Source organism: Micromonospora sp. MGP-C2 (assembly GCF_057766525.1).
This window is the reverse complement of record NZ_JBYMEN010000002.1, coordinates 6873887-6898627: the sequence shown is the minus strand read 5'-3', so window position 1 is coordinate 6898627 and position 24741 is coordinate 6873887. Positions and strand designations below refer to the sequence as shown.

The window sequence follows — 24741 nt, the reverse complement described above, 5'->3', positions numbered from 1 at the left end:
GCGGGCACCGGGCGTTCCGGCTACCGCTCCGACTGGGCGGCGATCACCTCGCGGGCCAGCTGACGGTAGTTACGTGCCCCGGAGGACGCCGGGTCCATCGTCGTGATCGGCGCACCGGCCACCGTGGACTCGGGGAACTTCACCGTCTTGGTGATGACCGTCTGGTAGACCTTGTCGCCGAACGCCTCCACGACCCGCTGCAACACCTGACGGCAGTGCGTGGTGCGGCTGTCGTACATGGTGGCGAGGATGCCTTCCAGCTCCAGGTCGAAGTTGAGTCGCTCGCGCACCTTGTCGATGGTGTCCAGCAGCAGCGCCACACCGCGCAGGCTGAAGAACTCGCACTCCAGCGGGATGAGCACGCCGTGCGCGACGGTCAGCGCGTTGATCGCCAGCAGGCCGAGCGACGGCTGGCAGTCGATCAGGATGTAGTCGTATTCCTTGCGGACCGTGCGCAGCACCCGCGCCAGGGCCATCTCCCGGGCCACCTCGTTGACGAGCTGGATCTCGGCGGCGGAGAGGTCGATGTTGGCCGGCAGCAGGTGCAGCCCCGCGACGTCGGTCTTGATGACGACGTCCTCGGCGATGATGTCGTCCTGCATGAGCAGGTTGTAGATGGACAGGTCGAGGTTGTGCGGATTGACGCCCAACCCCACCGAGAGCGCGCCCTGCGGGTCGAAGTCGACCAGCAGCACCTTGCGGCCATATTCCGCGAGCGCCGCGCCCAGGTTGATGGTGGTCGTGGTCTTACCGACGCCACCCTTCTGGTTGGCCATCGCGATGATGCGCGCGGGGCCGTGCCGATCGGTGGGCATCGGCTCCGGAATGGGCTTGCGCATCGTGTAGGCAGCCGGGTCCGCAGGACCGAGGTCCGCGCCGAGCGTGGCCTGCTGCTCGCGGAGCTCCGACGTCCAGGTCTCGGCACGGTCACCGTTGCCAGCCATGTGCTCGTTGCCCCCTCCCGACGACCCCACCCGGCGTCGGAGCCGTCCGACGTCCTTCGCGGCGCCGCTGCGCACCCCGGTCGTGTCGCCCCAGGAGGTCCGCGCCGATGCCGACTGTACGCCACCGACCAGCAGGGGGTTCGGCACCGGCCCGGCGTGTCGGAGCCGACCGCGACCTGTTCAGCCCCGGGCGCGCGGATGCGCGGTGGCGTACACCTCGCGCAGCCGCTCCACGGTGACCAACGTGTAGACCTGGGTGGTGGTCACCGATGCGTGCCCGAGCAGCTCCTGGACCACCCGGACGTCGGCGCCGCCGTCGAGCAGATGCGTGGCGTACGAGTGGCGCAGGGTGTGCGGGGAGACGGCGGCGGGCCCGTCGACGGGCAGCCCGGCCCGCTCGGCGGCGCGGCGCAGGATTCCCCAGGCGCCCTGGCGGGACAGCGCGCCACCGCGGGCGTTGAGGAACACCGCCGGTGTTCCCCGGCCGGAGGCGGCCAGCGAAGGGCGGGCCCGGACCAGGTACGCGCGGACGGCGTCGACGGCGTACCCGCCGATCGGCACCAGCCGGACCCGGCCGCCCTTGCCGCGCAGCAGAACGGTGCCCTCGTCGGTGTCGAGGTCGTCCACGGCGGCGCCGACCGCCTCGGAGATCCGCGCCCCGGTGCCGTACAGGAACTCCAGCAACGCCCGGTCGCGCAGCGCGAGGGGCGCGTCCTCGCTGGTGGCGGTGATCGGGCCGGCGATGTCCAACAGCCGGACCACGTCGTCGACCGGCAGGGCCCGGGGCAGCCGTCGCGGCGGGGTGGGCGGGCGGACGTCGCGGCTGGGGTCGACGCCGGCCAGCCCCTCACGCAGCGCGAAGCGGTGCAGGCCGCGAACCGCGCTGGCCGCCCGGGCGGCGGAGGAGACCGCCAACGGCGGGTGGGCGTCGTCGCCCGCGCGCAGCCGCGCCAGGTGCGCCTCGACCAGGCCGGCGCCGACCGACGCGAGGTCGGTGACGCCGGCGCCGACCAGGGTGTCGAGATAGCGGTCCAGATCCCGACGGTACGAGGTGAGCGTGTTCGCCGACAGGCCACGTTCGACGGTCAGGTGGTCGAGGTAACCGCGCACGGCACGGCGCAGGGCCGGCGCGGGCTGTTCGCCCACGCCGGCGCCGGCTACACGGTCGGTCAGTGCCCTGCCCCTCGGCTCGCTACCGCTCGGCCACCACCGCTCAGGCCAGCGCGTCGGCCAGCGGGAGCACGTCCATGCCGTGCGCCTCGGCGACCGGGCCGTAGGTGACCTGCCCGTCGTGGGTGTTCAGGCCCAGCGCCAGCGCCGGGTCGTTGCGCAGCGCCTCGCGCCAGCCCTGGTTGGCCAGCTCCAGGGCGTACGGCAGGGTGACGTTGGTCAGCGCGTAGGTGCTGGTGTTCGGCACCGCGCCGGGCATGTTCGCCACGCAGTAGAAGATCGACTCGTGCACCTTGTAGACCGGGTCGGCGTGCGTGGTGGGGCGCGAGTCCTCGAAGCAGCCGCCCTGGTCGATGGCGATGTCGACGAGCACACTGCCCGGCTTCATCCGGGAGACCAGCTCGTTGGAGATCAGCGTCGGCGCCTTCGTGCCGGGCACCAGCACCGCGCCGATGACCAGGTCGGCGTCGAGCACGGCCCGCTCGACCTCGTAGGCGTTGGACGCGACGGTCTGCAGGTGGCCCCGGTAGATGGCGTCGGCCGAGCGCAGCCGGGCGACATTCTTGTCCAGCAGCAGCACCTCGGACTGCAGGCCCAGCGCGATCGCGGCGGCGTTCATGCCGGAGACGCCGGCGCCGATGACCACGGTCTTGGCCGCGTACACCCCGGAGACACCGCCGGGCAGCACACCGCGCCCCCCGCCGGTGCGCATCATGTAGAAGGCGCCCATCTGCGGGGCGAGCCGGCCGGCCACCTCGGACATCGGGGCGAGCAGCGGCAGCGACCGGTCGGGCAGCTCGACCGTCTCGTACGCGATGCCGGTGACCTTGCGGTCGACCAGCGCGTCGGTGCACTCCTTGGAGGCGGCCAGGTGCAGGTAGGTGAAGAGCACCTGCCCCTCGCGCATCCGGTGGTACTCCTCGGCGATCGGCTCCTTGACCTTGAGCACCAGCTCGGCGGTCTCCCACACCTCGTCGGCGGTGCCGAGGATCTTCGCGCCCGCGGCGGCGAACTCCTCGTCGGTGATGCTGGAGCCGACGCCGGCGCCGGACTCGACGAAGACCTGGTGACCGCTGCGGGTGAACTCGTTGACGCCCGCTGGCGTGATCGCCACGCGGTACTCGTGGTTCTTGACCTCGCGTGGGATTCCGACCTTCACGATGCAGACACCTCTCTTCGGGGCTGCTCTCCCCCGACTGCTCGGTGCCGCGACGGCCCCATTGCCACCGCGGTCCACCGGTCCCGCCGGCGGCAGTCTAGGCGCGCCCGGTGCCGCCGCGAGCCAGCACAGTGGCATCCGGTGCCCGGATGGCCTGACGGAGTGTCAGGGCGCCGCCCGAACTCACCGGTGCGCCATCGCCCCCGCCGTCGGGACAGTGTTCGACCATTATCGCCTGATCTGCCGGATGCCGCTGAGGACAGCCGGCAAGGGCCCCGCGGCTGACCGCGGGGCCCTTTTCACGCGTACCCCCTCGCGGGGGTGACCGGCGACGACGCTCAGCGTGGCAGCGGCGCGTCCGACCGGCGCAGCGTCGACCAACCGGTGTCCCGGGCGCGGGCGGCGGCGAGCAGCCCGGCCACCGCGGACGCGTTGGTGATCTCACCGGCCAGGACCATGGCGACCGCCTCGTCCAGGTCGATCCGGACGACCTGGAGGTCGGCCTCCTCGTCGCGGCGCTCGTGACGCTCGTCGGCCGGCACCTCGGCGAGATCCCGGGCGAGGAAGACCCGCACCAGCTCGTTGGTGAACCCGGGCGAGCTGTGCAGGTCGACAAGCACATCGACCTGCCCGGCGGTCAGGTCGGCCTCCTCGGCCAGCTCCCGCAGCGCGGCAGCCGGCAACTCCTCGCCGGAGACGTCCATCAGCCCGGCGGGCAGCTCCCACAGGTGCCGCCCGACCGGGTGCCGGTACTGCCGGATCAGCACCACCTGGCCGGCGTCGTCGAGCGCCACCACGGCCACCGCCCCGACGTGCCGGACCAGGTCACGCACCCCGGTGCCGCCGCCCGGCATGGTCACCTCCTCGGTGACCACGTCGAAGATCCGCCCCCGGTACCGCTCCTCGCGGGAACGCACCTCGTAGCGGTGCTCAAGATTGCTCACGAGGAGGACGCGGCCTTGGTCGCGGCGCCGTTGCGGGCGGCCTTGCGCGTCGTCGGGGCCTCCGACGCCGCGTCCAGGTCGACCGGCAGCTGGTCGGCCTGCGAGTACGCCACAGCGGCCTTGACGAACGACGCGAACAGCGGGTGCGGTCGGGTGGGGCGGCTCTTCAGCTCCGGGTGCGCCTGCGTGGCCACGAAGAACGGGTGCAGGCTGCGGTCCAGCTCGACGAACTCGACCAGTCGGCCGTCCGGCGAGGTGCCGGAGATGTGCAGACCCGCCTTGGTCAGCGCGTCCCGGTAGGCGTTGTTCACCTCGTAACGGTGCCGGTGCCGCTCGCTGATCTCGGTGCTGCCGTACGCCTCGGCGACGATCGAGCCCTCGGTCAGCGTCGCCGGGTACGCCCCGAGCCGCATCGTGCCGCCCAGGTCGCCCTTGCCGGCGACGATGTCCTCCTGGTCGGCCATGGTGGCGATGACCGGGTGCGCGGCCTGCTCGTCGAACTCCAACGAATTGGCGCCGTCCAGGCTGGCCAGGTGCCGGGCCACCTCGATCGTCATGCACTGCAGACCGAGGCAGAGGCCGAGCAGCGGGATGCCGTTCTCGCGGGCGTACCGGGCGGTGCCGATCTTGCCCTCGATGCCGCGCACGCCGAAGCCGCCGGGAATGAGGATGCCGTCCACGCCGGCCAACGCCGCCGCGGCACCTGCCGGGGTGACGCACTCGTCGCTGGGCACCCACCGCAGCTGCACCCGGGCCCGGTGGCCGAACCCGGCCGCCCGGATCGCCTCGCTGACCGACAGGTACGCGTCGGGCAGGTCGACGTACTTGCCGACCACCGCGACGGTGACCGTGTGCCGGGGCCGGTGCACCCGCTCCAGCAGGTCGTCCCAGCTGGTCCAGTCCACGTCCCGGAAGGAGAGGCCGAGGCGGCGCACCACGTACGCGTCGAGGCCTTCCCGGTGCAGCACCTTCGGGATGTCGTAGATGCTCGGGGCGTCCGGGGCGGCGACGACCGCCTCGGTGTCCACGTCGCAGTAGAGCGACAGCTTCTCCTTGAGCTTCACCGGGATCTCCCGGTCGCAGCGCAGCACGATCGCGTCCGGCTGGATGCCGATGTTGCGCAGCTGCGCCACCGAGTGCTGGGTCGGCTTGGTCTTCAGCTCACCCGACGGCGCCAGGTATGGCACGAGGGAGACGTGCAGGTAGAAGCAGTTGTCCCGGCCCAGGTCGTGGCGGACCTGGCGGATCGCCTCCAGAAACGGCAGCGACTCGATGTCGCCGACGGTGCCGCCGACCTCGGTGATCACCACGTCGGGGAGGTGGCCGTCCTCGTCCGGGTCGGCCATCGCCAGGATCCGGGACTTGATCTCGTTGGTGATGTGCGGGATGACCTGGACGGTGTCGCCCAGGTATTCCCCGCGCCGCTCCTTGGCGATCACGTCGGAGTAGATCTGGCCGGTGGTGACGTTCGCCTTGCCGGACAGCGCCCGGTCGAGGAAGCGCTCGTAGTGCCCGACGTCGAGGTCGGTCTCGGCGCCGTCCTCGGTGACGAAGACCTCACCGTGCTGGAACGGGTTCATCGTCCCCGGGTCGACGTTCAGGTAGGGGTCGAGCTTCTGCATCACCACCCGCAACCCGCGCGCGGTCAGCAGGTTGCCGAGGCTGGAGGCGGTGAGGCCCTTACCCAGCGAGGAGGCGACGCCCCCGGTGACGAAAATGTGCCTGGTCGTCCGTGCTGATGGGGCCAAGGCCTGCTCCCGTGTCGTCTGTCGCGGTCATGCAGACCGCCGTGCTTGATCAGCAAAGTGATCACGCGATCCACGGGATTCGACGGTAACACCTCCCGGGCGGGTACCCGCAGGCCGCACCCCGGCTGCGACACCTGCGGGTCCATCCGGAGGCGGTCCGGCGCTCAGGAAGCGGCAACCTCGGTCGATGACCGGGTGACCTGCCGGGGCGGCACGGCGGCCCCACCACCGGTCGGCTCCGCCGGGGCGTCGCTGGGCTCCGCCGGGGCGTCGACGTCGGCGCTGGGCTCGGTCGGGGCGTCCGGGGCCGGGGTGTCCGCTGTGAGGGCGTCCGGGGTCGGGGTCACCGGCGGTGGTGCGCTCGCCGGTGGGCCGCTGATCGGACGGGGGTGGACCGCGCCGAGCGGCCCGCCGCCACCGGTCGGACCGTCACCGCCACCGGTCGGGACGACCCCGCCGGAGCCCGAGTCGTCGTCGGCGCCGTCGGCGAAGGAGCGGGCCGGGACCGGGCGGGTCCGGTCGGCGGCGTGCCCGAGCACCCGCAGCGACGCCAACGCGGCCATCGGCACCACCATCGCGGCGGCGGCGCCCATCACGTCCAGCGCCGCGCCGTCGAGCACGCCACCGAGCACCGCGGCGACGACGGTGCCGGCCAACGCGGCCCGGACCGCCGGGTAGATGCCGAACAGCCGCATCAGCCCACCCCACGGCTGCAACAGGGCGAACCACACCAGCAAACCGCCGGTCAGCGCCAGCACGGTCAGCGGGCTGTTGACCAACGTCTCGAAGTTCTCCGTGCTGGAGCGGTGCACGGCGAACCCGCCGGTGCCGTCGCCGAGCGCGGACAGGAACCGGCCCAGGCTGCCCCGCTCCGCCGACGGGCGACGCAGGTCCACCACGGCGAAGCCGATGCCGACCGCCAGAGCGGCCATGGTGGCCCAGGCCAACCGGCTGATCGTCAACCATCCGCCGGCGCTGATCACGGCGGCGACGCTCACCCCGGCGGTGAGCGCGATCGCGCCGACCGGGTCGGCACCCAGGAAGGGGCTGCCGACCACCACCACGGCGAGGCCACCCACGGCCACCATCACCGCCGGCCTCCAGCCGCGGTGCACCCGTTGGGCCAGCCAGCCGCCGGCGAGCAACGCGCCGGCGAGGAACACTCCCAGCCCCACAGTGCTCAGCCCGGAGTATCGGCCACCCTGCAGTGCGGAGTAGCCGACCACGCCGTTGAGCTGAAGGCGGGCGCCGGTGAGGACGTCCAAGCCGACGACGAGGGTGGTGAGGCCGGCCACCGCGCCGACCGGGCCGAGGGTGCCCGCGTACCCGGGGGTGAACCGCACCGCGGCGGTGCCCGCGGCCACCAGGAACGCGGTGACCCCCGCGAAGATCCACCCGGGGTGCTCGCCCTGCCACCACGGCACCGCGTCGGCCAGCAACGCCGCCGGCACCGTCAACGCGGCGGCGACGAGCAGCAGCTCCACCACCGCCACGACCCGCCCCGAGACGGGCGTCGGGCCACTCGGCCCGGCGTGCGGGCGGGCCCGGCGCAGTAGCGGCAGGATGCCGATGGCCAGCAGCACCTGCACACCGGCCAGCAGCGTGAAGAACACGGCGGAGACGTCGCGCTGGGCGGCCGCCTCCCGATCGGCGTCCGCCGGGGCGTTGATCGCGTCGGCCAGGTCGGTCGGACGGCCGCCGGTGCTGACCGCCGGACGACCGAGGAAGAGCCGCTCCGGCATCGGCCGGCCCAGCGCGGCGAGCGCGGTCGGCGCGAGGTCGACGAGTTGCAGGTAGCCGTCCCGGCCGGTGCTCGCCGAGGTGAGCCACCCCCGCTCCCAGCCCGGACCGTCGGCGACCGCCACGTGCAGCCGCGACGGCTGTGCGGTGTCGGAGATCCCCGCTACCAGCACCAACGAGCGCGGTGGACGGGCGGCCAGCACCCGGGCCAGTTGGGCGTCCGCCTCCCGGGCCTCCTCGGCGCGGGTCGCCGGGTCGGTCCCCTCGACAGTGCCGAGGTCGACGATGCTCAGCACGCAGGAGCCCAGCAGCGTCCGCGGATCAGTGGGCAACGCCGAGGCGTACCGGTCGACGCGGCCGAACGGTCGCGCGGCGGCCACTGCCGCACCGGGGCCTACGGCGACGGAGCAGCGCACCGACTCCGACAGTGATCCGGGCGTCGCGTTCCACGGCAGGCGCTGCTGGTTGTACTGGACCACGCTCTCCTGGTCCGGCAGGTTCGCGCCGATGCCGTCGGGTTGTTCGACAGCCACCCCGGCCGCCGGGCAACCGCCGGGCAACCGGCTGCCGTTCCACCCGGCGAAGCTGCCCGCGCCGAGCGTCAGCCAGCCGTCCACCGGGCAGGTGGGTTGGTGTGCCGAACGCACCGACAGCGAGCCGATCGACCCCTCCTGGGCCATCCGCCACAGCGTCGGGGTGCTCTGCGGATCCACGTCCTCCCAGCGCAGCCCCGCGACCCCGGCGAGCACCACGAAGTCGGCGGTGCGTCGCGGGCTGTCCTGCGTCGGGCGCGCGGCGAGGGCGGTGACACCCAGCGCCACCACGAGCACGGTCAGCAGGGCGGGGGCGATTCGGCGCAACATCACCGGTGTCCCGTTCTGGGGGCGTCGGAGCCCGGGGTGGCTGCCGGGCCGGTGTGGTCGGCGGCCAGCTCGGCGTAGAGGGCGGCCAGCGTGGCGACGGTGTCCGTCTCGGTCGGCCACGTCGCCGCCTGTTCGGCGCCCCGCCGGCCCAGCTCGGCCCGGGCCGCCGGGTCGTCCAGCAGCGCGCGTACCGCCGCGTCGACCGCGTCGACGTCCCCGGCGGGGATCAGGGTGGCGGCGTCGCCGACCAGCTCCGGCAAGCCGCCGACAGCGGTGGCGACCAGCGGTACGCCGGCGCGCAGCGCCTCCTGGGCGAAGAGCTGCCGGGCCTCCCAGTCGCTGGTCACCACCGCCAGGTCGGCGCCGGCCAGCAGGTCCGCCACGTCGGTGCGGTGCCCCAGCAGGGTGATCGGGGCGCGGGCCGCGGACGTCCGGGCCGCCAACGGCAGGTACGCGGGCCCGCTTCCCGCGATCACCACGACCGGCGGTGGGGTACGCGTACGCCAGCGGGCGGCGGCGTCGATCAGCACGTCGTAGCGCTTCTGCGGGTGCAACCGACCCACCGACAGGATCAGCGGCTGGTCCGGGCGAACCCCGAACTCGGCGCGTACGGCGGCCGGGCGTCGACGGGGCGCGGGCAGCGTGGGTGCGGCGACCGGGGCGAGTCGGGCGTCGGTGGCGCCCAGCGCGGTGACGCGTCGCACCAGGTCCGTGGAGGCGCCCAGGGCCACCCGGGCACCACGGACCACCACGCGCTCCGCCAGTCGGGACATGCCACCCCGCAGTCCACCGGCGAGTACCGCGTTGTGCCAGGTGACGATCAGCGGCGCGGCGGGACGGGCCAGCACCGCGACCAACCCGGCCCGCAGGCCGTGCGCGTGCACCACGTCGACCCGGGAGCCGGCGAGCGCCCGACGCAGGGCCAGCACGGCCCGCGCGTCGGCCGGCGTCGGGCTGGCCGGGATCTCCACCGGCGCGAACCGCGCACCGACACCGGTGAAGTCGAACTGCTCCTGGGTCGCGGCCGGCCCGCAGACCACGACGGTGGCGCCGCCGGCGACGAGGCCACGCGCCACCGAACGGACGTGCTGGCCGACGCCACCGGTGCTGGACGCGAGCACCAACGCGACGCTGCCCGAAAAGCCGGCAGGCAGAGCTTGCTCACTCATCGCGCGGCCGTCTCCTTCCCGTCGCCCCGTTCCGGGGAGACAGCGCCCGACGTCGGCCCGCCGCCCCGGCCCCGTGGCCCCCACCGAGGCAGACGGCGCAACACCCGGCTGAGCATTGGCTGCACGTCCTGCCGGTCGACGAACCAGACCACGGCGAAGAACACCACCCCGACCAGAACCCCGGACAGCATGCCCTGACCGAACGCCGCCGCCATCGTCGGGGTGCCGCCCCCGGGCGTGTCGAGCCATCGGGTCAGGCCCAGCCCGGCGAGCGCCGCGAGCACACCGGCGAGGCCACCGGCCGCCCCGGCCCGTGCCGCGCCCGCGAGGGCGGGACGGCCGGCGCTGCGCAGCACCGCCGCGAGCAGCAGCGCCCCGAGCACCAGCATCCCCACCGAGTTGGCGGACGTCACCGCGAGCACCCGGTCCCGCAGGGGCAGCAGCGCACCGAACAGCACGACGGCGGCCGGCACCACGAGAAAACCGACGGCGGTGGCGACAGTGGCGGCCCGGGTCTGCCCCCTGGCGTAGAGCGCGCGGGTGAGCACCGCGAACAGGCTGTAGCCCACCAGGCCCGGGGCGTACCCGATGATCGCGGCGGCGGCGGTCGAGGCCGAATCCGTGGACGCGGGGAAGAAGAAGTGCCCGACCGGGCCGGCGGTCCCGATCAACGCGGCCGTGCCGAGGCAGCTGAACAGCAGAACGCCGCGCACCGCCGACGACAGGGTCGCCCGGTAGGTGCCCTCGTCACCGGCGGCCCGCGCCGCCACCAGGGTCGGGTAGGCCGCGATGGCCAGCGGCACCGCGAGCACCGCCCACGGCAGCAGGTAGACGCTCTGCACCAGGTTGTAGACGCCCGGGTTGCTGCGCGCGCCGGCGGTCACCTGGTTCAGGCTGACGATCAGGGCGATCTGCTGCGTGGTGACGGTGACCGCGCCGGCCACCGCCAACCCGCCGACCCGGGCCCGCGCGTCGGCGGGGAACCCGAACCCAGGCCGCGCCCCCAGCCGCAGTCGCCGGACCGGGATCAGCAGCGACAACGACAGCACCACCACACCGAGGGTGGTGCCGGCGGAGAGCAGCACCTCGCCGCCGGGGCTCACGCCGCCGACGGTGGCGTACCTGCCCTGCGTCGCGGTGAACCCAAGGTAGACGACGATCACGGTGAGGCTGGACAGCAACGGGGCCAGCACCGGCCAGGCGAACCGGCGATGCGCCTGGAGCACACCGGTGAGCACGATGCCGACCCCGTACAGCGGCAGTTGGGGTGCGAAGATCCGCAGCATCCGGACGCCGCTCTGCTGCTGGGCGGTGGTCAGATGGTGGCCCAGCGACTCGACCACCGGCCCGGCGAACACCACCACCAGCAGCGCGAGCGGCAGCAGCAGGGCCAACGTCCAGGTCAACAGCGCCCCGGTGGTGCGGGCCACCGCCGTCCGGTCGCCCGCCGCGACCGCGCCGGCCAGCAGCGGTACGACGAGACTGGCCAGCGCTCCCCCGGCGACGATCTCGAAGATGAAGTTCGGCACGGCGTTGGCCACCACGTAGGTGCCGCCGAGGTCGGTGGGCGCCAGGCTCCAGGTGAACACGGCGGTGCGACCGAAGCCGGCGAGGCGGCTGGCCACGGTGAGGACGGCGATGAGCGCGGCTGCCCCGGCCAGCCGGCCGGCGCCGGCGAGGGGGGCCGGTCGGGTCACGTCAGTCGGCGCGCCGGCCCAGTGCGTCGAGCTCGCGCAGCCCCGGCGTCCGCTGGATCACCGACGTGAAGCTGACCTTCTCGCTCGCGGCGGTCAGGCCGGCGAGCACGGCGAGCAGCCCGGCCCGGCCGAGCGGGCCGGTGCGGGCGGCGAGCGCGACGCCGAGCAGCGCCCCGAGCGCGTTCGCCCCACTGTCGCCGAGCATCACGTCCTCGCCCAGGTCGTCGCGGAGCAGGCCGGCGGCGGCTCCGGCCGCACCCGCGGCGATCCCGCCGTGCGGGCCACCGGCCAGGGGCGCGGCGAGCAGCAGCCCGGACTTGATCGCCCGGCCCGGTCGCAGGTCGAGCAGGTTGAGCAGGTTGGCGGTGCCGGCGATCACTCCGGCGCCGAGCAGCACGTCGACGCCCCGCCCGAACGCGCCGTGGCGCTGCCGGCGCGGGTGCGCGGCGACCCGGGGGTCGGCGGCCAGCAGCGCGGCCGCGCCCAGCCCGGCGGCGCCCACCCCGACGACCTTTACCAGGCCCGCGGTGACCCGCCCCTCGCGCAGCGCGGCGAGGTGACCGGCGAAACCCTTGGCCGCCTTCTGCTCCGGCCGCGCGCCGACCACGTCGTCGTAGAGCCCGACGCCACCGGCACCGAGGCCGGCGACCAGGGCCGCCCCACCGGAGGCGCCGCTGGTGGCACCGAACGCGCCTGCGGTGGCAGCACCCGCGGCGAGCGCCGGCCCGGCGGCCAGGCTCACCGTGCGACCACGGAAGTTGGTGCGGTCCAACGTGGGCCCGGCCGGTGAGGTGCGCACCTCACGCAGCGCGTACCGGGCCGCCGCGGCGCCGGCGCCGGCGATCAACAGCCGTCCCAGCGCCCTCACGCCACCCTCCGGTGCGCTCGCGCCGCCTCGTCGATTACGGACACGGGGGTACGTCGTTCGCTCACTGGGGCAGTCTAGGCAGCAGGGATGCGGCGTTGTCGCCGACGCCGTACTGTCCGGCCTTCTTCTCGGTGAGTTGCTGCACCAGGGCGAGGCTGGTGACCAGCTGACCCTGCCCGGTGTTGGCGTTGTCGACAGTCGAGATGGTCTGGGCGAGCACCGGGTCACCGCGGACCACCGACACCAGGTTGCCGCCGACGGAGCCGTTGCCGGCGACCACGATCGACCCCGTGCGGTCGAACTGCTCGGCGATCTTGACGACCGACTCGTCCCGCTTCTCGGAGTCCTTGTCGACGTACGGCTGGCCGCTGACCACGACGACCGCCTCCGCCGACCCGGTGACCTTGTTGCTGTCGGTGGTCAGGTAGCCGGCGTTGTTGTACGCGGCGAGCACCGCCCGCCGGTCGGCGTCGCTGACCGGCGCGGTGCCCTGGGTCCGGTCCAGCAGGACGCTGGCCAGCAGCGCGCTGGAGGTCTCCACACCGTGCCCGTTGCCCGGCAGACCGGTGGTCTGCGCGGTCGGGCGGGCGGCGGTGACGGCCAACTCCAGCAGGTTGGAGTTGTTGTCCGGGTTGATGAACTTGTCCTGGAGGTCGACCCGACCGGTGATGGTGGCCCCGCCGAGCTGGAGCTTCTTGAGCACACCCTCGGTGTGGTCACGCCCGTTGGGCAGGCTGAGCACCACCACCCGGCGTCCGGTGAGGGTGCCGGGCAGGACGACCTGCGACATCTCCTCGGCGAACTTCTCCTCCATGCCGAGCTGCTTCTCCATGTTGCTGACCGTCTGACGCCAGTTCTGGTTGTCCTTGCGCAGACCGGTGACCTGCCCCTCGAGGGAGTCGGCGACCGGACCGTTGAGGGCGGCTGTGCCGACCACCAGGCCGATCGCCAGAGCCAGGAAGACCGCGGTGAGGGACACCACGTGGTAGCGGAAGTTGATCACGCTTGCAGCCTCTTGATCGGTCGGGAACTAGAAAAGCCGGTACAGCTGGAACACGAAATTGTCCCACCATTCGGCGACGACGCCCAGGTACGCCTTTCCTACGGTCGAAACGGCCACCGCGGATGCCATCGCCGCGATCGCCGACAGCACCAGCAGGAGCAGCGACGAGCCGGAGATGCTCTGCCGGTAGAGCCGGCTCACACCCTTGGCGTCGACCAGCTTGCCACCGACCTTGAGTCGGGTCAGGAAGGTCGAGGCCATCCCGCCGCGCCCCTTGTCGAGAAACTCGACAAGGGTGGCGTGGGTGCCCACCGCGACCAGCAGCGACGCGCCCTTCTCGTCGGCGAGCAGCATGGCCAGATCCTCGCTGGTCGCCGCGGCCGGGAAGGTCACCGCCGGGACGCCGAGGCCGTTGACCCGCGGCAGGCCGGGGGCGCGCCCGTCCGGGTACGCGTGCACGATCACCTCGGCGCCGCACCGCAGCACGTCGTCGGTGACGGAATCCATGTCCCCGATGATCATGTCGGGGGTGTAGCCCGCCTCGACCAGGGCGTCCGCGCCCCCGTCGACGCCGATCAGCACCGGCTTGAACTCCCGGATGTACGGGCGCAGCACGTCCAGGTCGGCCTTGTAGTCGTAGCCGCGCACCACGATCAGGCAGTGCCGGCCCTGGATCTGGGTGTCGATGTCCGGCACGCCCACACCGTCGAGCAGCAGGTCGCGCTCCTGGCGCAGGTAGTCCATCGTGTTGGCGGCGAACGCCTCCAACTGCACCGACAGACCCTCCCGGGCGTCGGCCATGGCCTTGGCGACCGTCTCGGCGTCCTGCAGGCTGCCGTGGGCCACCGGCTCGTCACCGGCGAAGACCGTGTTGCCCTCGATGCGCACCTGGTCGCCTTCGCGGATCCGTTCGAAGACGCCCTCGCCGAGGTCGTCGAGGAGCGGGATGCCGGCGGCGACCAGGACCTCCGGGCCGAGGTTCGGGTAGCGGCCGGAGACCGACGGCTTGGCGTTGAGCACCGCCGCGACACCGACAGCTACCAACGAATCCGCCGCCACCCGGTCCAGGTCGACGTGGTCGATGATCGCGATGTCACCAGGGCGCAGCCGACCGACCAGGCGTTTCGTCCGGCGATCAAGGCGCGCGGTGCCGAGGACCCTGCCCGGTTCGGAGCTTCTGTTTCGGCGCAACGTGGGTAGACGCATCGTGACCATCCTGGCATGTGAGGCAGGCTTTTCTGTCGCGACATGCCTGAGCAGGGCCGCCTACCCAGGGAAGCACACGTCGGCACAAGCCGGTGTGCTTGCGCTCACAATACGCGGCGTCACAACCGCCTTTCCTTGGCGGCCACGGCCAGAAGCTCCTCGGCGTGGGCGATACCCAGATCGGAGTCGGGCAAACCTGCCAGCATGCGGGCCAGTTCCCGGGCCCGCTCGGTGTCCTCCACGACCCGCACCCCGCTGGTCGTCACCGCGCCCCCGGTGTCCTTCGCCACCACCAGGTGGCGGTCGGCGAACGCGGCCACCTGCGGCAGGTGCGTGACGACCAGCACCTGGTGGCTGCGGGCCAGCCGGGCCAGCCGCCGGCCGATCTCCACCGCCGCCTGACCGCCGACACCCGCATCGACCTCGTCGAAGACCAGCGTGGGCGGGCCACCCGAGCCCGCGAAGACCACCTCGATGGCGAGCATCACCCGGGACAGCTCACCGCCGGAGGCGCCGCGCTGCAACGGCAACGACGGCGCGCCCGGGTGGGCCAGCAACCGCAGCTCCACCTCGTCGCCGCCATCGGGGGTGACACCCACCTCGACACCGTTGACCGACAGCGTCGGCTCGGCGCGCCCGGCCGGGCGAGGCAGCACCGCCACCTCGATGCGCGCGTGTGGCATGGCCAGCCCGGCCAGCTCCACCGTGACCTGGTCGGCGAACCGGACCGCCGCCTCCTGCCGGGAGGCCGACACCCGCCCGGCCAGGTCGGCCACCTCGACGGCGAGCCGCTGACCCTCCCGCTCCAACTCGTCGAGCAGATCGTCGGAGCTGTCCAGATCGGACAGTCGGGTCCGCGCCCGATCGGCCCAGGCGATCACCCCGTCGACGTCGTCGGCGTACTTGCGGGTCAGGGCGCGCAGCGCCGCCCGCCGCTCGTAGACGTGCTGCAACCGGGCCGGGTCCGCGTCGAGCGTCGCCAGGTACGCCGACAGCTCCGCCGACACGTCGGTGACCAGCGTGGCCGCCTCCTCCAGGCGCGACGCCAACTCACCCAGCGCCGGGTCGGTGCCGGCCTGCGCCTCCAGGGTCCGTCGGGCGGTCCCGAGCAACACCGCCGCGTCGGGCGTCTCCTCGGCGGCCTCGGCGCCACCGGCCACACACTGCTGGGCGATCTGCGCTGCCGTGCGCAACCCCTCGGCGTGCTCCAGCCGCTGCGCCTCGGTCTTCAGCTCGTCGTCCTCACCGGGCTGCGGATCGACCCGGGTGATCTCGTCCAGGCCCAGCCGCAGCAGATCGGCCTCCTGGCTGCGCTCGCGGGCGTTGCGCCGCCGGTCGGCCAGGTCGTCGACCACCCGCCGCCACCCCGTGTACGCCTCGCGCAGCGCGTCGAGCAGCTTCTCGTGCGCCGGGCCGGCGAAGCGGTCCAGTGCGGCCCGCTGCTCGGCCGGGCGCAGCAGCCGCAGCTGGTCGGACTGCCCGTGCACGGCCACCGCCTGCTCGCCGACCTCACCGAGCATCGACACCGGCATGCTGCGGCCGCCGACATGGGCGCGTGAGCGCCCCTCCACCGTCACCGTGCGGCTCAGCAGCACCGAGCCGTCCTCGTCGGGCTCCCCACCGGCCTCGGTGATCCGCGCGTGCACGGCGTCGGCGACCCGCCCGGTCAGGCGCAACCGCCCCTCGACCACCGCCCGGCCGGGTTGGGCGCGAACCCGCCCGGCGTCGGCCCGGCCGCCGAAGAGCAGGCCGAGGCCGGTGACGACCATCGTCTTGCCCGCACCGGTCTCGCCGGTGATGACGTTCATCCCGCCGGTCAACGGCAGCGTGGTGTCGTCGATGACGCCCAGTCCGGTGATGCGCAGCTCTTCCAGCACAGCCACCGACAGTAGACGCGAGGCACGACAGTTGACCAGCCGACGGGCCCGGAAGGGGCCGGCACCCGGCCGACGTACAGTTCTGCCCCGTGTTGGACGTGATCGGCCTGACCTCGGCTGAAGAGGAGCTCTACCGCTGCCTGCTCCAGCTCACGGTGGCGCGCGTCGACGACCTGGTCGCTCGTCTGCAACGCCCCCGCGAGCAGGTCGTCGCCCAGGTCGAGGCCCTGCGCGCCAAGGGTCTGGTGCAGCCCACCGACACCGACCCCGACGCGCCACTGCGCCCGACGGCCCCGGACGTCGCCCTGGGCGGGGCGCTGCTGCGTCGTCAGGAGGACCTGGAGGCGGCCCGCCGCCGGGTCACCCAACTGGCCGAGGAGTACCGGTCCGGGCTACGCCGGCACCACGTCGACCACCTCGTCGAGGTGATCACCGGCGCCCGGGTCCTGCGGGACCGTTTGCGCGATCTGCAGAATTCGGCGCGTAGCGAGGTGCTCTGGTTCTGCCGGGCCAACCCCCTGGCGATGGCCGGCCCGGAGAACGTCGAGGAGTTCGACGCGCTGGCCCGCGGGGTGACCTACCGGGCCATCTACGAGCGTGACCTGCTGCTGGAGCCGGGCGCGCTGGCCGACCTGGCCAAGGGCGTCGCCGCCGGCGAGCAGGCCCGGGTGCTGGACCGGCTGCCGGTCCGACTGGCCATCGTGGACGCCAGCACCGCCGTCTGCCCGTTGGTGCCCGACCGCGACGGTGGGGAGCCGAGCGCCGCCGTGATCGGTCGCAGTCAACTGCTCGACGCCCTGCTCGCCCTCTTCGAGAGCCACTGGCGGGGGGCCACCCGACTGCGGCTCGACGACCCCCTCAACGTCGCCGCGGCCGAGAACCGGCGGCCGGACCCCGAGGACCACCCGAGCGACGGTTACCAGCCGGATGCCGACGAGGCACGGCTGTTGTCGCTGTTCGTGGCCGGCGTACCGGACAAGTCCATCGCCTCCCAGCTCGGCGTGAGCCGGCGGACCGTGCAGCGGCGGATAGCCGACCTGATGGCCGCCGCCGGAGTGGACACCCGGCCCGGGCTGGCGTTCCAGGTCGCCCGACGCGGCTGGCTCTGACGCCGAAGGGGCCCACCGTCGGAAAACGGTGGACCCCTCGACGGGTGGGCGGGACGGCGTGACCGCCCCGCCCTCCCGGATCAGCGCAGCCCGTACGCCTGGAGCACCGTCTGGTCGACGGTGTTCCCGGCCCGGTCGGCGGCGTGCACCCGCAACGACACGGTTCCCCGCCCAGCGGGCACGGTCGCGGTGTACCGGGTGCCCGACCCTCTGGTCGGGGCGTTTCGCCAGGTGACCCCCCCGTCGAAGGAGACCTGCACCCGGACGCTGGTGCCGGTCGGCGCGGCCACCCCGGCCGGCTGCCGCAGCGTCACCCCCAGCTGGTGGGGGCGGTTGCCGCGTACCGTGCCGAGCAGGTCGGCCGGCACCCGGTAGTCCACCTGCAACAGCGACAACGGCGTGGCGTCGCCCGCCGGCCGGGCCGAGGTGAACTCCCAGGCCGTGTCGGTCCGGGTGCCGTAGCGCCACTCGGCCGAGGACCGCTTCGTCGTCAGGTCCAGCCGGTAGCGAGCCCGCTGCGCCGTGGTGGGCACCGGGGCCCACCCGCTGGACAGGTCGGCGATCTGCTTCCCGTCCCGGCTGACCCGCGCCTCGACGGTGTCCGACTCCTCACTGTTTCCGGCGACGCTGTAGTGGCCGTCCGCGTCAACGAACTCGGGCACCCTCAGGTCGAGGCTGTCACCGGTACGCGTGGGCACCGGCGCCCCGCTGGCCGGTACGGCCGGCCGGATCACCGGGGCGTGCCAGGTCTCGGTCTCCCGGTCGTCGGCGTCGTAGCGTCGGGGCTCCTCGGTCAGGCCGCCGGTCAACGGCCCCCATTGCAGGTACATGAGCTTGTGCTGGACCCGGTGCTGCCACCAGTTGTCCCCGGCACTGACGAACTCCTTGCGGGTGGTGCCGGTGCGGACCATGCGCTGGTCGTCGTTCCAGGAGTACTCCTGCCACGGACGCCAGCTGAACCGCTCCTCGCTGGCCCAGCCGGCGCCCGTGTCGCCGTAGCTCGCGGTCACCTCGGCGGTGTTCTTCGCGGTCACGGTGTGCACGATGCGCTCGGGCACCCGGCCCTTCGACACCTGCCACACGTCATACAGGTACGGGCTGTCCACGGTCAGCGTCAGGTCGAGCGTCGCCCGGCCCTTGCGCACCGCCGCGATCAGCCGCTGCCCGTCGTCGTACGCGACCACCATCGACGGGATCGGCAGTCGATCCCCGATCGGGCGCCACACCGTCCACGCCGAGAAGTCCGCCGGCCGAACGATCAGCACCATGGCGGCGCCAGCGGCCGCGGCGGCGGCAACCTGCTCCTCCTCGGATCGGTCCGGGTCGGTGGCGAGCAGCGCCGCGGCACCCCGCACCCGGGTCAGGTCGGCGGGCGTCCCGGTGCCGGCCCAGACCAGCGGCAGCTTGCGCCGGCCGGTCGGTGCCGGTGACGTACCCAGCAGGTTGATGTCCAGTGGACCGGACACCCCGCTGATCTTCGCGTCCACCATCGGTGCGACGAGCTGCCAGCGCGAGGCGAACTCGAACTCACCCTGGCGCACCTGGCGGGTCGGCGTGACGTTGACCTGCTGGACGGTGCTGTAGGCCATCACGCCGTGGTCGATCTGCCGGCCGTTGGCCAACACCCGGTGCACGTAGTAGCTGAGCGTGGCCCGCTGCTCGCTGGGCTTCGGCGTCTCGATCCGCACCGGTGTGCCCTTACGCGCGTCGAGGACCACTGTCAGGTCCCGGTCGACGACCAGCTCCGGTTCGACGGTCTGGGTCAACTGCTCGTCCAGTGGAACGCCGTGCTGGACCATCGCGGTCAGCATGTACGTGCCCTCCTCGACCTGGAGGATGCCCTCGCCCGGCCACTCGCCCCAGTAGTCGGACTCGGGCTGCTCACCGAAGAGGGTGAACCCCGGCGAGAGGGTCAGCTGACCCTGCCGGTCCAACACCTTGATGGTGACCTGGTGCAACGGGCCGCTGACGGTGAGCCCGACCGGCGTGCGCACGGCGACGCCGTCCGTACCGGTCGCCACCAGCCAGCCACCGTGCGGGCCCCGGGCCAGCTTCGCCGGGTCGGCACGCAACGGCACGGCGACGCTTCCGCCCGCCGGCACTGTAACCGCGTCGGAGGCCACTGAGACGCCGTCGGTCTCGGCCGCGCCGGTGTCCAGGTTGCGCAGCTCCAGGGCCGGCCGCAGGGTCTGCGCGACCTTCGTGCCGTTGGTGTACGTCACGGTCCGCTCGACCGGCGCGGCGCCGGTCTGGATCCGTCCGAAGTCAGCGGTGGCCGAGGCGTACACCTGCTGCTTGAGTGCCCGAGCCACGTCGACCCGACCGCCACCCTGTTCGAAGACGGTCAGCGCCGGGTTGGCCTTCGTGGTGCTCACCAGCGCGTCCTTGAGCGTCCCGGCGGCCCAGTCCGGGTGTTCCTGGGCGAGGATCGCCGCAGCGCCGGCCACGTGCGGGGTGGCCATCGAGGTCCCGGACGCGGTCGTGTAGGCGTCGCCCACCGGCGTACCCATGGTGGTGCCGGCGGCCCGCGCGGCGACGATGCCGACGCCCGGGGCGGTGATCTCCGGCTTCAGGCCGTTGTCGCCGAGCCGCGGACCACGGCTGGAGAACTCCGCCAGGTTGTCGTCGCGGTCGACCGCGCCGACGGTGAGCGCCGCCGCGGCCGCGCCCGGCGAACCGACGGTACGCGCCTCGCCCGCGTTGCCGGCGGCGACCACGAAGAGCGCGCCGGTCTCGGCGGTCAGGTCGTTGACGGCCTGGCTCATCGGGTCGGTGCCGTCGGTCGGGTCGCCGCCGAGGCTCATGCTGACGACCTTCGCGCCGGAGTGGGCGGCCCACTCCATGCCGGCGATGATGGACGAGTCATAGCCGGAGCCGCCGTCGTCGAGCACCTTGCCGACCAGCAGCCGCGCGCCGGGCGCGACACCCTTGCGCAGCCCTGCGGACGCGTTGCCGGTGCCGGCGATGGTGGCCGCGACGTGCGTGCCGTGGCCGTGACCGTCACGGGCGCTGCCGCTGTCGGAGAAGTCCCGTGCCTCGGTGATCCGTCCGGCCAGGTCGGGGTGGGTGGCATCGACGCCGGTGTCCAGGACGGCCACCGTCACGCCACTGCCGTCCCGGCCGGCCGCCCAGGCCTGCGGGGCGCCGATCTGCGGCACGCTGTGCTCCAGCGTCGGGCGGACCTTCCCGTCCAGCCAGATCCGAGCGATGCCGCCGCCCAGCCGGGGCGCGGCGGCCGTGGTGCGGGTGGTCGGCGCGCCGGCGAGCGTGCTCCACAGGCCACCGAGGTCACCCTTGCCGACCCGCAGAGCCGCGCCGTTGATGCTCTCCAGGGGGCGGGCGTCCGCGGCGACGGTGAGCGGCCGGACCCGGCCGGCGGCCGGCTCCTGGTAGCGCACGATCAGCGGCAGGTTGCCCTGCGCGGCGTCGCCGTAGCCGTCAGCGGCCAACTTCTGCACGTCGAACAGGTTGGCGTCGAGAACCCCACTGGAGACGTAGGGCAGGGCGTCGCTGGGAAGCACCCGCAGCGCGCCGTCGACCTCTATCGTCTGGAACACAATCCGCTCGCGCCCGGGGCCCGGGCGGACGGTGGCGGCGACCCGGCCAGGTGCGGCCTGCACCAGGTCGACCTGGTCGCCGGTGATCAGCGTGAGACGTACGGGCGCGGCACCCGGGACGGGTGTGCCCGCCGTCGGGCCGGTGGGCCGGGCGGGCGGGTCGGCGGACGCCGGTGCGGCGAGACCGACCACCAACGCGCCGACCGCGCCGACGGCGAGCCAGCGTGGGGACCAGTGCATGCGATGTGCTCCTCTACTCCTCCAGGCCCACCATCCGTAGATGAGGGCCGATCGGAGTCTGCGTCGGAGCCTGCCACCAGGTCACTAGTCATCGGCCGCCGCAGCGGCGACATGTCGTCAGGTGGACAACCGACGTCCACCGACCGTGTGCGCCACGATCACCGGCGGCTGCCACGCCAACCGTGCACGGGAAGAGCGAACTTGGCGACCAGCCGGTCGGTGAACGGGCGGGGCCGCAACCGCACGATGCGCACCGGCAGGGCGCCCCGACGCACCGTGACCCGGGCACCGGGCGGCAGGTCGTAGACCCGACGTCCGTCGCAGGAGAGCACCGCGAGGGTGGTGAACGGGTCGACGGTGATCACGAAGGTGGACGTCGGCGCCGTGACCAGCGGGCGGCTGAACAACGCGTGCGCGCTGATCGGCACCAGCAGCAACGCCTCCACCTCCGGCCAGACCACCGGGCCACCACCGGAGAACGCGTACGCGGTGGAACCGGTGGGCGTGGCGCAGACGACACCGTCGCAGCCGTAGCGGGACAGCGGACGCCCGTCCACGTCGACGAGCAGTTCGAGCATCTGCGCCCGCTCGCCCTTCTCGATGCTGATCTCGTTGAGCGCCCAGGACTCGATGGTCGGCCCGCCGTCGAACTCGGCGGTGACGTCCAGGGTGAGCCGCTCGTCGACCGTGTAGTTGCGACTGACCACGTCCCGCACCGCGACGTCCAGGTCGTCGATCTCCGCCTCGGCCAGGAAACCGACCTTGCCGAGGTTGATGCCGAGCAGCGGCACCTTCGCCGGGCGGGCCAGCTCGGCAGCACGCAGGAAGGTGCCGTCACCCCCGAGCGCGAAGACGATCTCGGCGCCCTCGGCGGCCTGCTGACCGGCGACCGGCACCACGCCGGGCAGGTCCAGGTCGTCGGCCTCGTCGGCGACCACCCGTACCTCGAAACCCGCGGCGATCAGGTCGGCCGCGACCGACCGGGCGTGCTCGGTGCTACGCCGACGGCCGGTGTGCGTCACCAGCAGTGCGGTCCGGCTCATCGGGCCACCCGCCTGACCGGGCGCCGGTGCGCCACCGTCGCACCAGCGCAACAGTGTGTCGTGCCAGTGCCCTCGTTGCGCGCGTTCACCCTGCGACCTCCTCCGCCGCCGCCACGTCCGGCACGTCGCCGGCCGTCGTCGGGCCATCCGGCCCAGCCGCCACCACGGCCCGCACCCGTTGCGGGTCGGCCGGCGGTGCGCCCCGGCGCAACCATACGAAGAACTCCACGTTGCCGCTCGGCCCGGGCAGCGGGCTGGCCGCCACGTCCGCCAACCCGAGACCGAGCCGCTCGGCCGCCGCGGCCACGTCCAGCACCGCTTCGGCACGCAGCTCCGGATCGCGCACCACACCACCGGCGCCGACCCGGTCCTTGCCGACCTCGAACTGCGGCTTCACCATCAACGCCAGGTCACCGTCGTCGCGGGTGCAGCCGGCCAGCGCCGGCAGCACCAGCCGCAGCGAGATGAACGACAGGTCGGCCACCGTGAGGTCGACAGGCCCGCCGATCGTTTCGGCGTCGAGGGTACGAACATTGGTGCGTTCCAGGACGCGGACCCGCTCGTTCGTGCGCAGCGGCCAGGCGAGCTGCCCGTAGCCGACGTCCACGGCCACCACCTCGGCGGCGTCGGCGCGCAGCAGCACGTCGGTGAAGCCACCGGTGGAGGCGCCGGCGTCCAGGCAGCGCCGCCCGGCGACGCGCAGCCCACCGGCGCCGAACGCGGCCAGCGCGCCGGCGAGCTTGTGCCCGCCCCGGGAGACGTACTCCTCGGTCGGGTCCGCACCGGTCACCAGGAGGGGATCGGCCGGGTCGACCATCGCGGCGGCCTTGCGCGCGACCACCCCGCGCAGCTGGACCCGGCCGGCCTCCACCAACGCGGCGGCCTGCTCCCGGGAGCGGGCCAGACCGCGGCGGACGAGTTCGGCGTCCAGCCGGTTACGACGTGCCATGGGTGGTTCTCCGGTCTCCTCAGCCCTGGTCGTCCGGCTCAGGTCTGGTCGATGGTGGCGAGGGTTTCCCGCAGCGTCTCGTAGGCCGCTTCGTACTGCGCGATCTGGTCGGCCGGGGCGAGCGTCGCCGCGTTGGTCATGGCCTGCACGGCGGCGTCCACCGCCGGGTGCCGCGCCTCGTCGTCCCCGACGTCCAGCAGCGGCCCGGGGCGGGCACCCGTGGGAGGGCCGGGACGGGCGCCCGTGGGAGGGCCGGGGCGGGCGGCGAACGACCCGCCAGTGGGCGGGCCGGGCCGGGCCGGGAACGACCCGCCAGTGGGCGGGCCGGGCCGGGCCGGGAACGACCCGCCCGTCGGCGGATGGGGCTGGCTCATTCGGCGGCGTCCGGCGGCTGCGGACGGGCCGCCTTCTTGGCCGGCATGACCGCCGGGGTCGGGGTGTCGTCGTCGGTCCGGCTGATCGTCGCCGGCGGCTTCTTCGCGATGGCCTTCTTGGCGATCGCCTTCTTCGCCACGGCCTTCTTTGCCACAGCCTTCTTCGCCACGGCCTTCTGGGCCGTCGGCGCGGAGACCGGGGCACCGGCCGGGCCGTCGGACGGCACGAGACGGTCGCCGGGCGGCGCGGCGAGGGTCGGATCGGGTTGCTCCCGGGGGCCGGCAGTCGGCGCGTGCGCCGGCTCGGCGGCACGCGCCTCGCGGAGTTGCCGCTCCAGGTCGTGCACCCGCCGGGTCAGCTCGGCCACCTCGTCGGCGGTGGCCAGCCCGACCGCGCCGAGAGCCCGGTCGACCTCGAAGCGGACCAGCTTGGTCAGCGCCTCCCGGTTGGCGGCGCCGGTGGTGACCAGTTCCTCGCCGAGCGCCTGGAGTTGGGCGGCGGTCGCGCCGCCGGAACCGACGAGGCGACGTGCCACGTCCTGGGCCTTCTTCCGGGGCGCCTCCGCGAGGCCCATGGCCAGTTCGAAGTAGGCGCGCCACGCGTCCTGCATGCCTGAGTCCTTCCACGGGGCGGGGTGTGCAGGTGTCACGCTACCGGGCACCCCGGACCGTGCCGTGCGGTACGGTGCCGAGGACGGCGTGGCGATCAGCGAGGGGGAGATGTGGCCAGCGTGGACGAGTGCCGGCAGGCATTGCAGGAGCTGGCCGCCCGGCTGGACCGCAACGCGGAGACGGTGCGCGAACGGATCGATCTGGACCGGACGTTGGCCTGCCGGATCACCGACCTGGACACCGCGTTCCACGGCCGGATCACCGGCGGTCGGCTGGTCGAGCTGACCGACGGCGACGACCCCAAAGCCAAGATCGCGCTGAGCACGTCCAGCGACGACCTGCTCGCCCTGGTCCGCGGCGACCTCGACGTCACCAGCGCGGTGACCTCCCGCCGGGTGTCGATCAAGGCCAACCCGTTCGACCTGCTGAAGCTGCGCAAACTGCTCTGACGAACCCGTTCGCCCGACCT

19 protein-coding genes are annotated in these 24741 nt (G+C 73.4%); 2 read left to right on the top strand and 17 right to left on the bottom strand.

The features are described from left to right. Positions 1–20 precede the first annotated feature (20 nt). The 12 genes from AC3CF1_RS31675 to recN form a co-directional block, all read right to left on the bottom strand. Positions 21–944: a ParA family protein gene (locus AC3CF1_RS31675; protein ID WP_030487987.1), complete on the bottom strand. Its 924-nt coding sequence runs from the start codon at positions 942–944 to the stop codon at positions 21–23. Between the two features lie 180 nt (positions 945–1124). Then, positions 1125–2090 (bottom strand): site-specific tyrosine recombinase XerD, encoded by a 966-nt coding sequence (locus tag AC3CF1_RS31670; protein WP_488451903.1) that lies wholly within the window; start codon positions 2088–2090, stop codon positions 1125–1127. 67 nt (positions 2091–2157) lie between these two features. Next, positions 2158–3273 carry an alanine dehydrogenase gene (gene ald, locus AC3CF1_RS31665; RefSeq protein ID WP_088947530.1) on the bottom strand — a complete coding sequence of 372 codons (1116 nt, stop codon included), beginning with the start codon at positions 3271–3273 and terminating at the stop codon, positions 2158–2160. A 338-nt stretch (positions 3274–3611) separates the two neighbouring features. After that, positions 3612–4217: an NUDIX domain-containing protein gene (locus tag AC3CF1_RS31660; RefSeq protein WP_210795505.1), complete on the bottom strand. Its 606-nt coding sequence runs from the start codon at positions 4215–4217 to the stop codon at positions 3612–3614. Next, a complete protein-coding gene (gene pyrG / locus AC3CF1_RS31655; RefSeq protein ID WP_088947528.1) occupies positions 4214–5965 on the bottom strand; it encodes a CTP synthase in 1752 nt (583 codons plus the stop codon). Before pyrG ends, AC3CF1_RS31660 begins: the two co-directional genes overlap by 4 nt. A gap of 164 nt (positions 5966–6129) precedes the next feature. Then, positions 6130–8568, bottom strand: coding sequence for a hypothetical protein (locus AC3CF1_RS31650; RefSeq protein WP_354982682.1), 2439 nt, complete (start codon positions 8566–8568; stop codon positions 6130–6132). Further along, positions 8568–9737 carry a glycosyltransferase family 4 protein gene (locus AC3CF1_RS31645; RefSeq protein ID WP_488451902.1) on the bottom strand — a complete coding sequence of 390 codons (1170 nt, stop codon included), beginning with the start codon at positions 9735–9737 and terminating at the stop codon, positions 8568–8570. Before AC3CF1_RS31645 ends, AC3CF1_RS31650 begins: the two co-directional genes overlap by 1 nt. Continuing rightward, positions 9734–11434 (bottom strand): murein biosynthesis integral membrane protein MurJ, encoded by a 1701-nt coding sequence (murJ, locus tag AC3CF1_RS31640; protein WP_488451901.1) that lies wholly within the window; start codon positions 11432–11434, stop codon positions 9734–9736. Before murJ ends, AC3CF1_RS31645 begins: the two co-directional genes overlap by 4 nt. A 1-nt stretch (position 11435) precedes the next feature. Next, entirely contained in the window at positions 11436–12302 is an 867-nt protein-coding gene (locus AC3CF1_RS31635; RefSeq protein ID WP_354982680.1) for a hypothetical protein, read from the bottom strand. A gap of 61 nt (positions 12303–12363) precedes the next feature. Continuing rightward, the gene (locus tag AC3CF1_RS31630) at positions 12364–13305 is read right to left on the bottom strand and encodes a copper transporter (RefSeq protein ID WP_088947524.1); all 942 of its coding nucleotides are present in this window, start codon (positions 13303–13305) and stop codon (positions 12364–12366) included. 27 nt (positions 13306–13332) lie between these two features. Beyond that, positions 13333–14511 (bottom strand): putative cytokinetic ring protein SteA, encoded by a 1179-nt coding sequence (gene steA / locus AC3CF1_RS31625; protein ID WP_088951640.1) that lies wholly within the window; start codon positions 14509–14511, stop codon positions 13333–13335. 119 nt (positions 14512–14630) lie between these two features. Continuing rightward, positions 14631–16388 (bottom strand): DNA repair protein RecN, encoded by a 1758-nt coding sequence (recN, locus tag AC3CF1_RS31620; RefSeq protein WP_141912566.1) that lies wholly within the window; start codon positions 16386–16388, stop codon positions 14631–14633. A gap of 89 nt (positions 16389–16477) precedes the next feature. On the opposite strand from recN, the gene AC3CF1_RS31615 reads away from it, so the two are divergent. Further along, positions 16478–17497, top strand: coding sequence for a helix-turn-helix domain-containing protein (locus tag AC3CF1_RS31615; protein WP_488451900.1), 1020 nt, complete (start codon positions 16478–16480; stop codon positions 17495–17497). 80 nt (positions 17498–17577) lie between these two features. Here the strand turns inward: AC3CF1_RS31615 and AC3CF1_RS31610 are convergent, their stop codons facing one another. The 5 genes from AC3CF1_RS31610 to AC3CF1_RS31590 all read right to left on the bottom strand — a co-directional run bounded on the left by AC3CF1_RS31610 (position 17578) and on the right by AC3CF1_RS31590 (position 24271). Continuing rightward, positions 17578–21294 carry a S8 family serine peptidase gene (locus AC3CF1_RS31610; RefSeq protein ID WP_488451899.1) on the bottom strand — a complete coding sequence of 1239 codons (3717 nt, stop codon included), beginning with the start codon at positions 21292–21294 and terminating at the stop codon, positions 17578–17580. A 158-nt stretch (positions 21295–21452) separates the two neighbouring features. Beyond that, complete coding sequence (locus tag AC3CF1_RS31605; RefSeq protein WP_088947520.1) at positions 21453–22337, bottom strand: NAD kinase; 885 nt, start codon at positions 22335–22337, stop codon at positions 21453–21455. Positions 22338–22422: 85 nt separating this feature from the next. Then, positions 22423–23286, bottom strand: a complete 864-nt coding sequence (locus tag AC3CF1_RS31600; protein WP_328534807.1) for a TlyA family RNA methyltransferase — start codon at positions 23284–23286, stop codon at positions 22423–22425. 38 nt (positions 23287–23324) lie between these two features. Further along, a complete protein-coding gene (locus AC3CF1_RS31595) occupies positions 23325–23660 on the bottom strand; it encodes a hypothetical protein (protein WP_488451898.1) in 336 nt (111 codons plus the stop codon). Then, positions 23657–24271 (bottom strand): phasin family protein, encoded by a 615-nt coding sequence (locus AC3CF1_RS31590; protein WP_488451897.1) that lies wholly within the window; start codon positions 24269–24271, stop codon positions 23657–23659. Before AC3CF1_RS31590 ends, AC3CF1_RS31595 begins: the two co-directional genes overlap by 4 nt. A 111-nt stretch (positions 24272–24382) precedes the next feature. Between AC3CF1_RS31590 and AC3CF1_RS31585 the strand changes: the two genes are divergently transcribed. After that, a complete protein-coding gene (locus AC3CF1_RS31585) occupies positions 24383–24721 on the top strand; it encodes an SCP2 sterol-binding domain-containing protein (RefSeq protein ID WP_088947517.1) in 339 nt (112 codons plus the stop codon). The last annotated feature ends 20 nt before the right edge of the window (positions 24722–24741 follow it).

Coding starts and splice junctions, on each gene's coding strand:
- AC3CF1_RS31675 (WP_030487987.1), bottom strand. CDS start 944: ATGGCTGGCAACGGTGACCGTGCCGAGACCTGGACGTCGGAGCTCCGC.
- AC3CF1_RS31650 (WP_354982682.1), bottom strand. CDS start 8,568: ATGTTGCGCCGAATCGCCCCCGCCCTGCTGACCGTGCTCGTGGTGGCG.
- AC3CF1_RS31645 (WP_488451902.1), bottom strand. CDS start 9,737: ATGAGTGAGCAAGCTCTGCCTGCCGGCTTTTCGGGCAGCGTCGCGTTG.
- steA (WP_088951640.1), bottom strand. CDS start 14,511: ATGCGTCTACCCACGTTGCGCCGAAACAGAAGCTCCGAACCGGGCAGG.
- AC3CF1_RS31610 (WP_488451899.1), bottom strand. CDS start 21,294: ATGCACTGGTCCCCACGCTGGCTCGCCGTCGGCGCGGTCGGCGCGTTG.
- AC3CF1_RS31605 (WP_088947520.1), bottom strand. CDS start 22,337: ATGAGCCGGACCGCACTGCTGGTGACGCACACCGGCCGTCGGCGTAGC.
- AC3CF1_RS31600 (WP_328534807.1), bottom strand. CDS start 23,286: ATGGCACGTCGTAACCGGCTGGACGCCGAACTCGTCCGCCGCGGTCTG.
- AC3CF1_RS31595 (WP_488451898.1), bottom strand. CDS start 23,660: ATGAGCCAGCCCCATCCGCCGACGGGCGGGTCGTTCCCGGCCCGGCCC.
- AC3CF1_RS31590 (WP_488451897.1), bottom strand. CDS start 24,271: ATGCAGGACGCGTGGCGCGCCTACTTCGAACTGGCCATGGGCCTCGCG.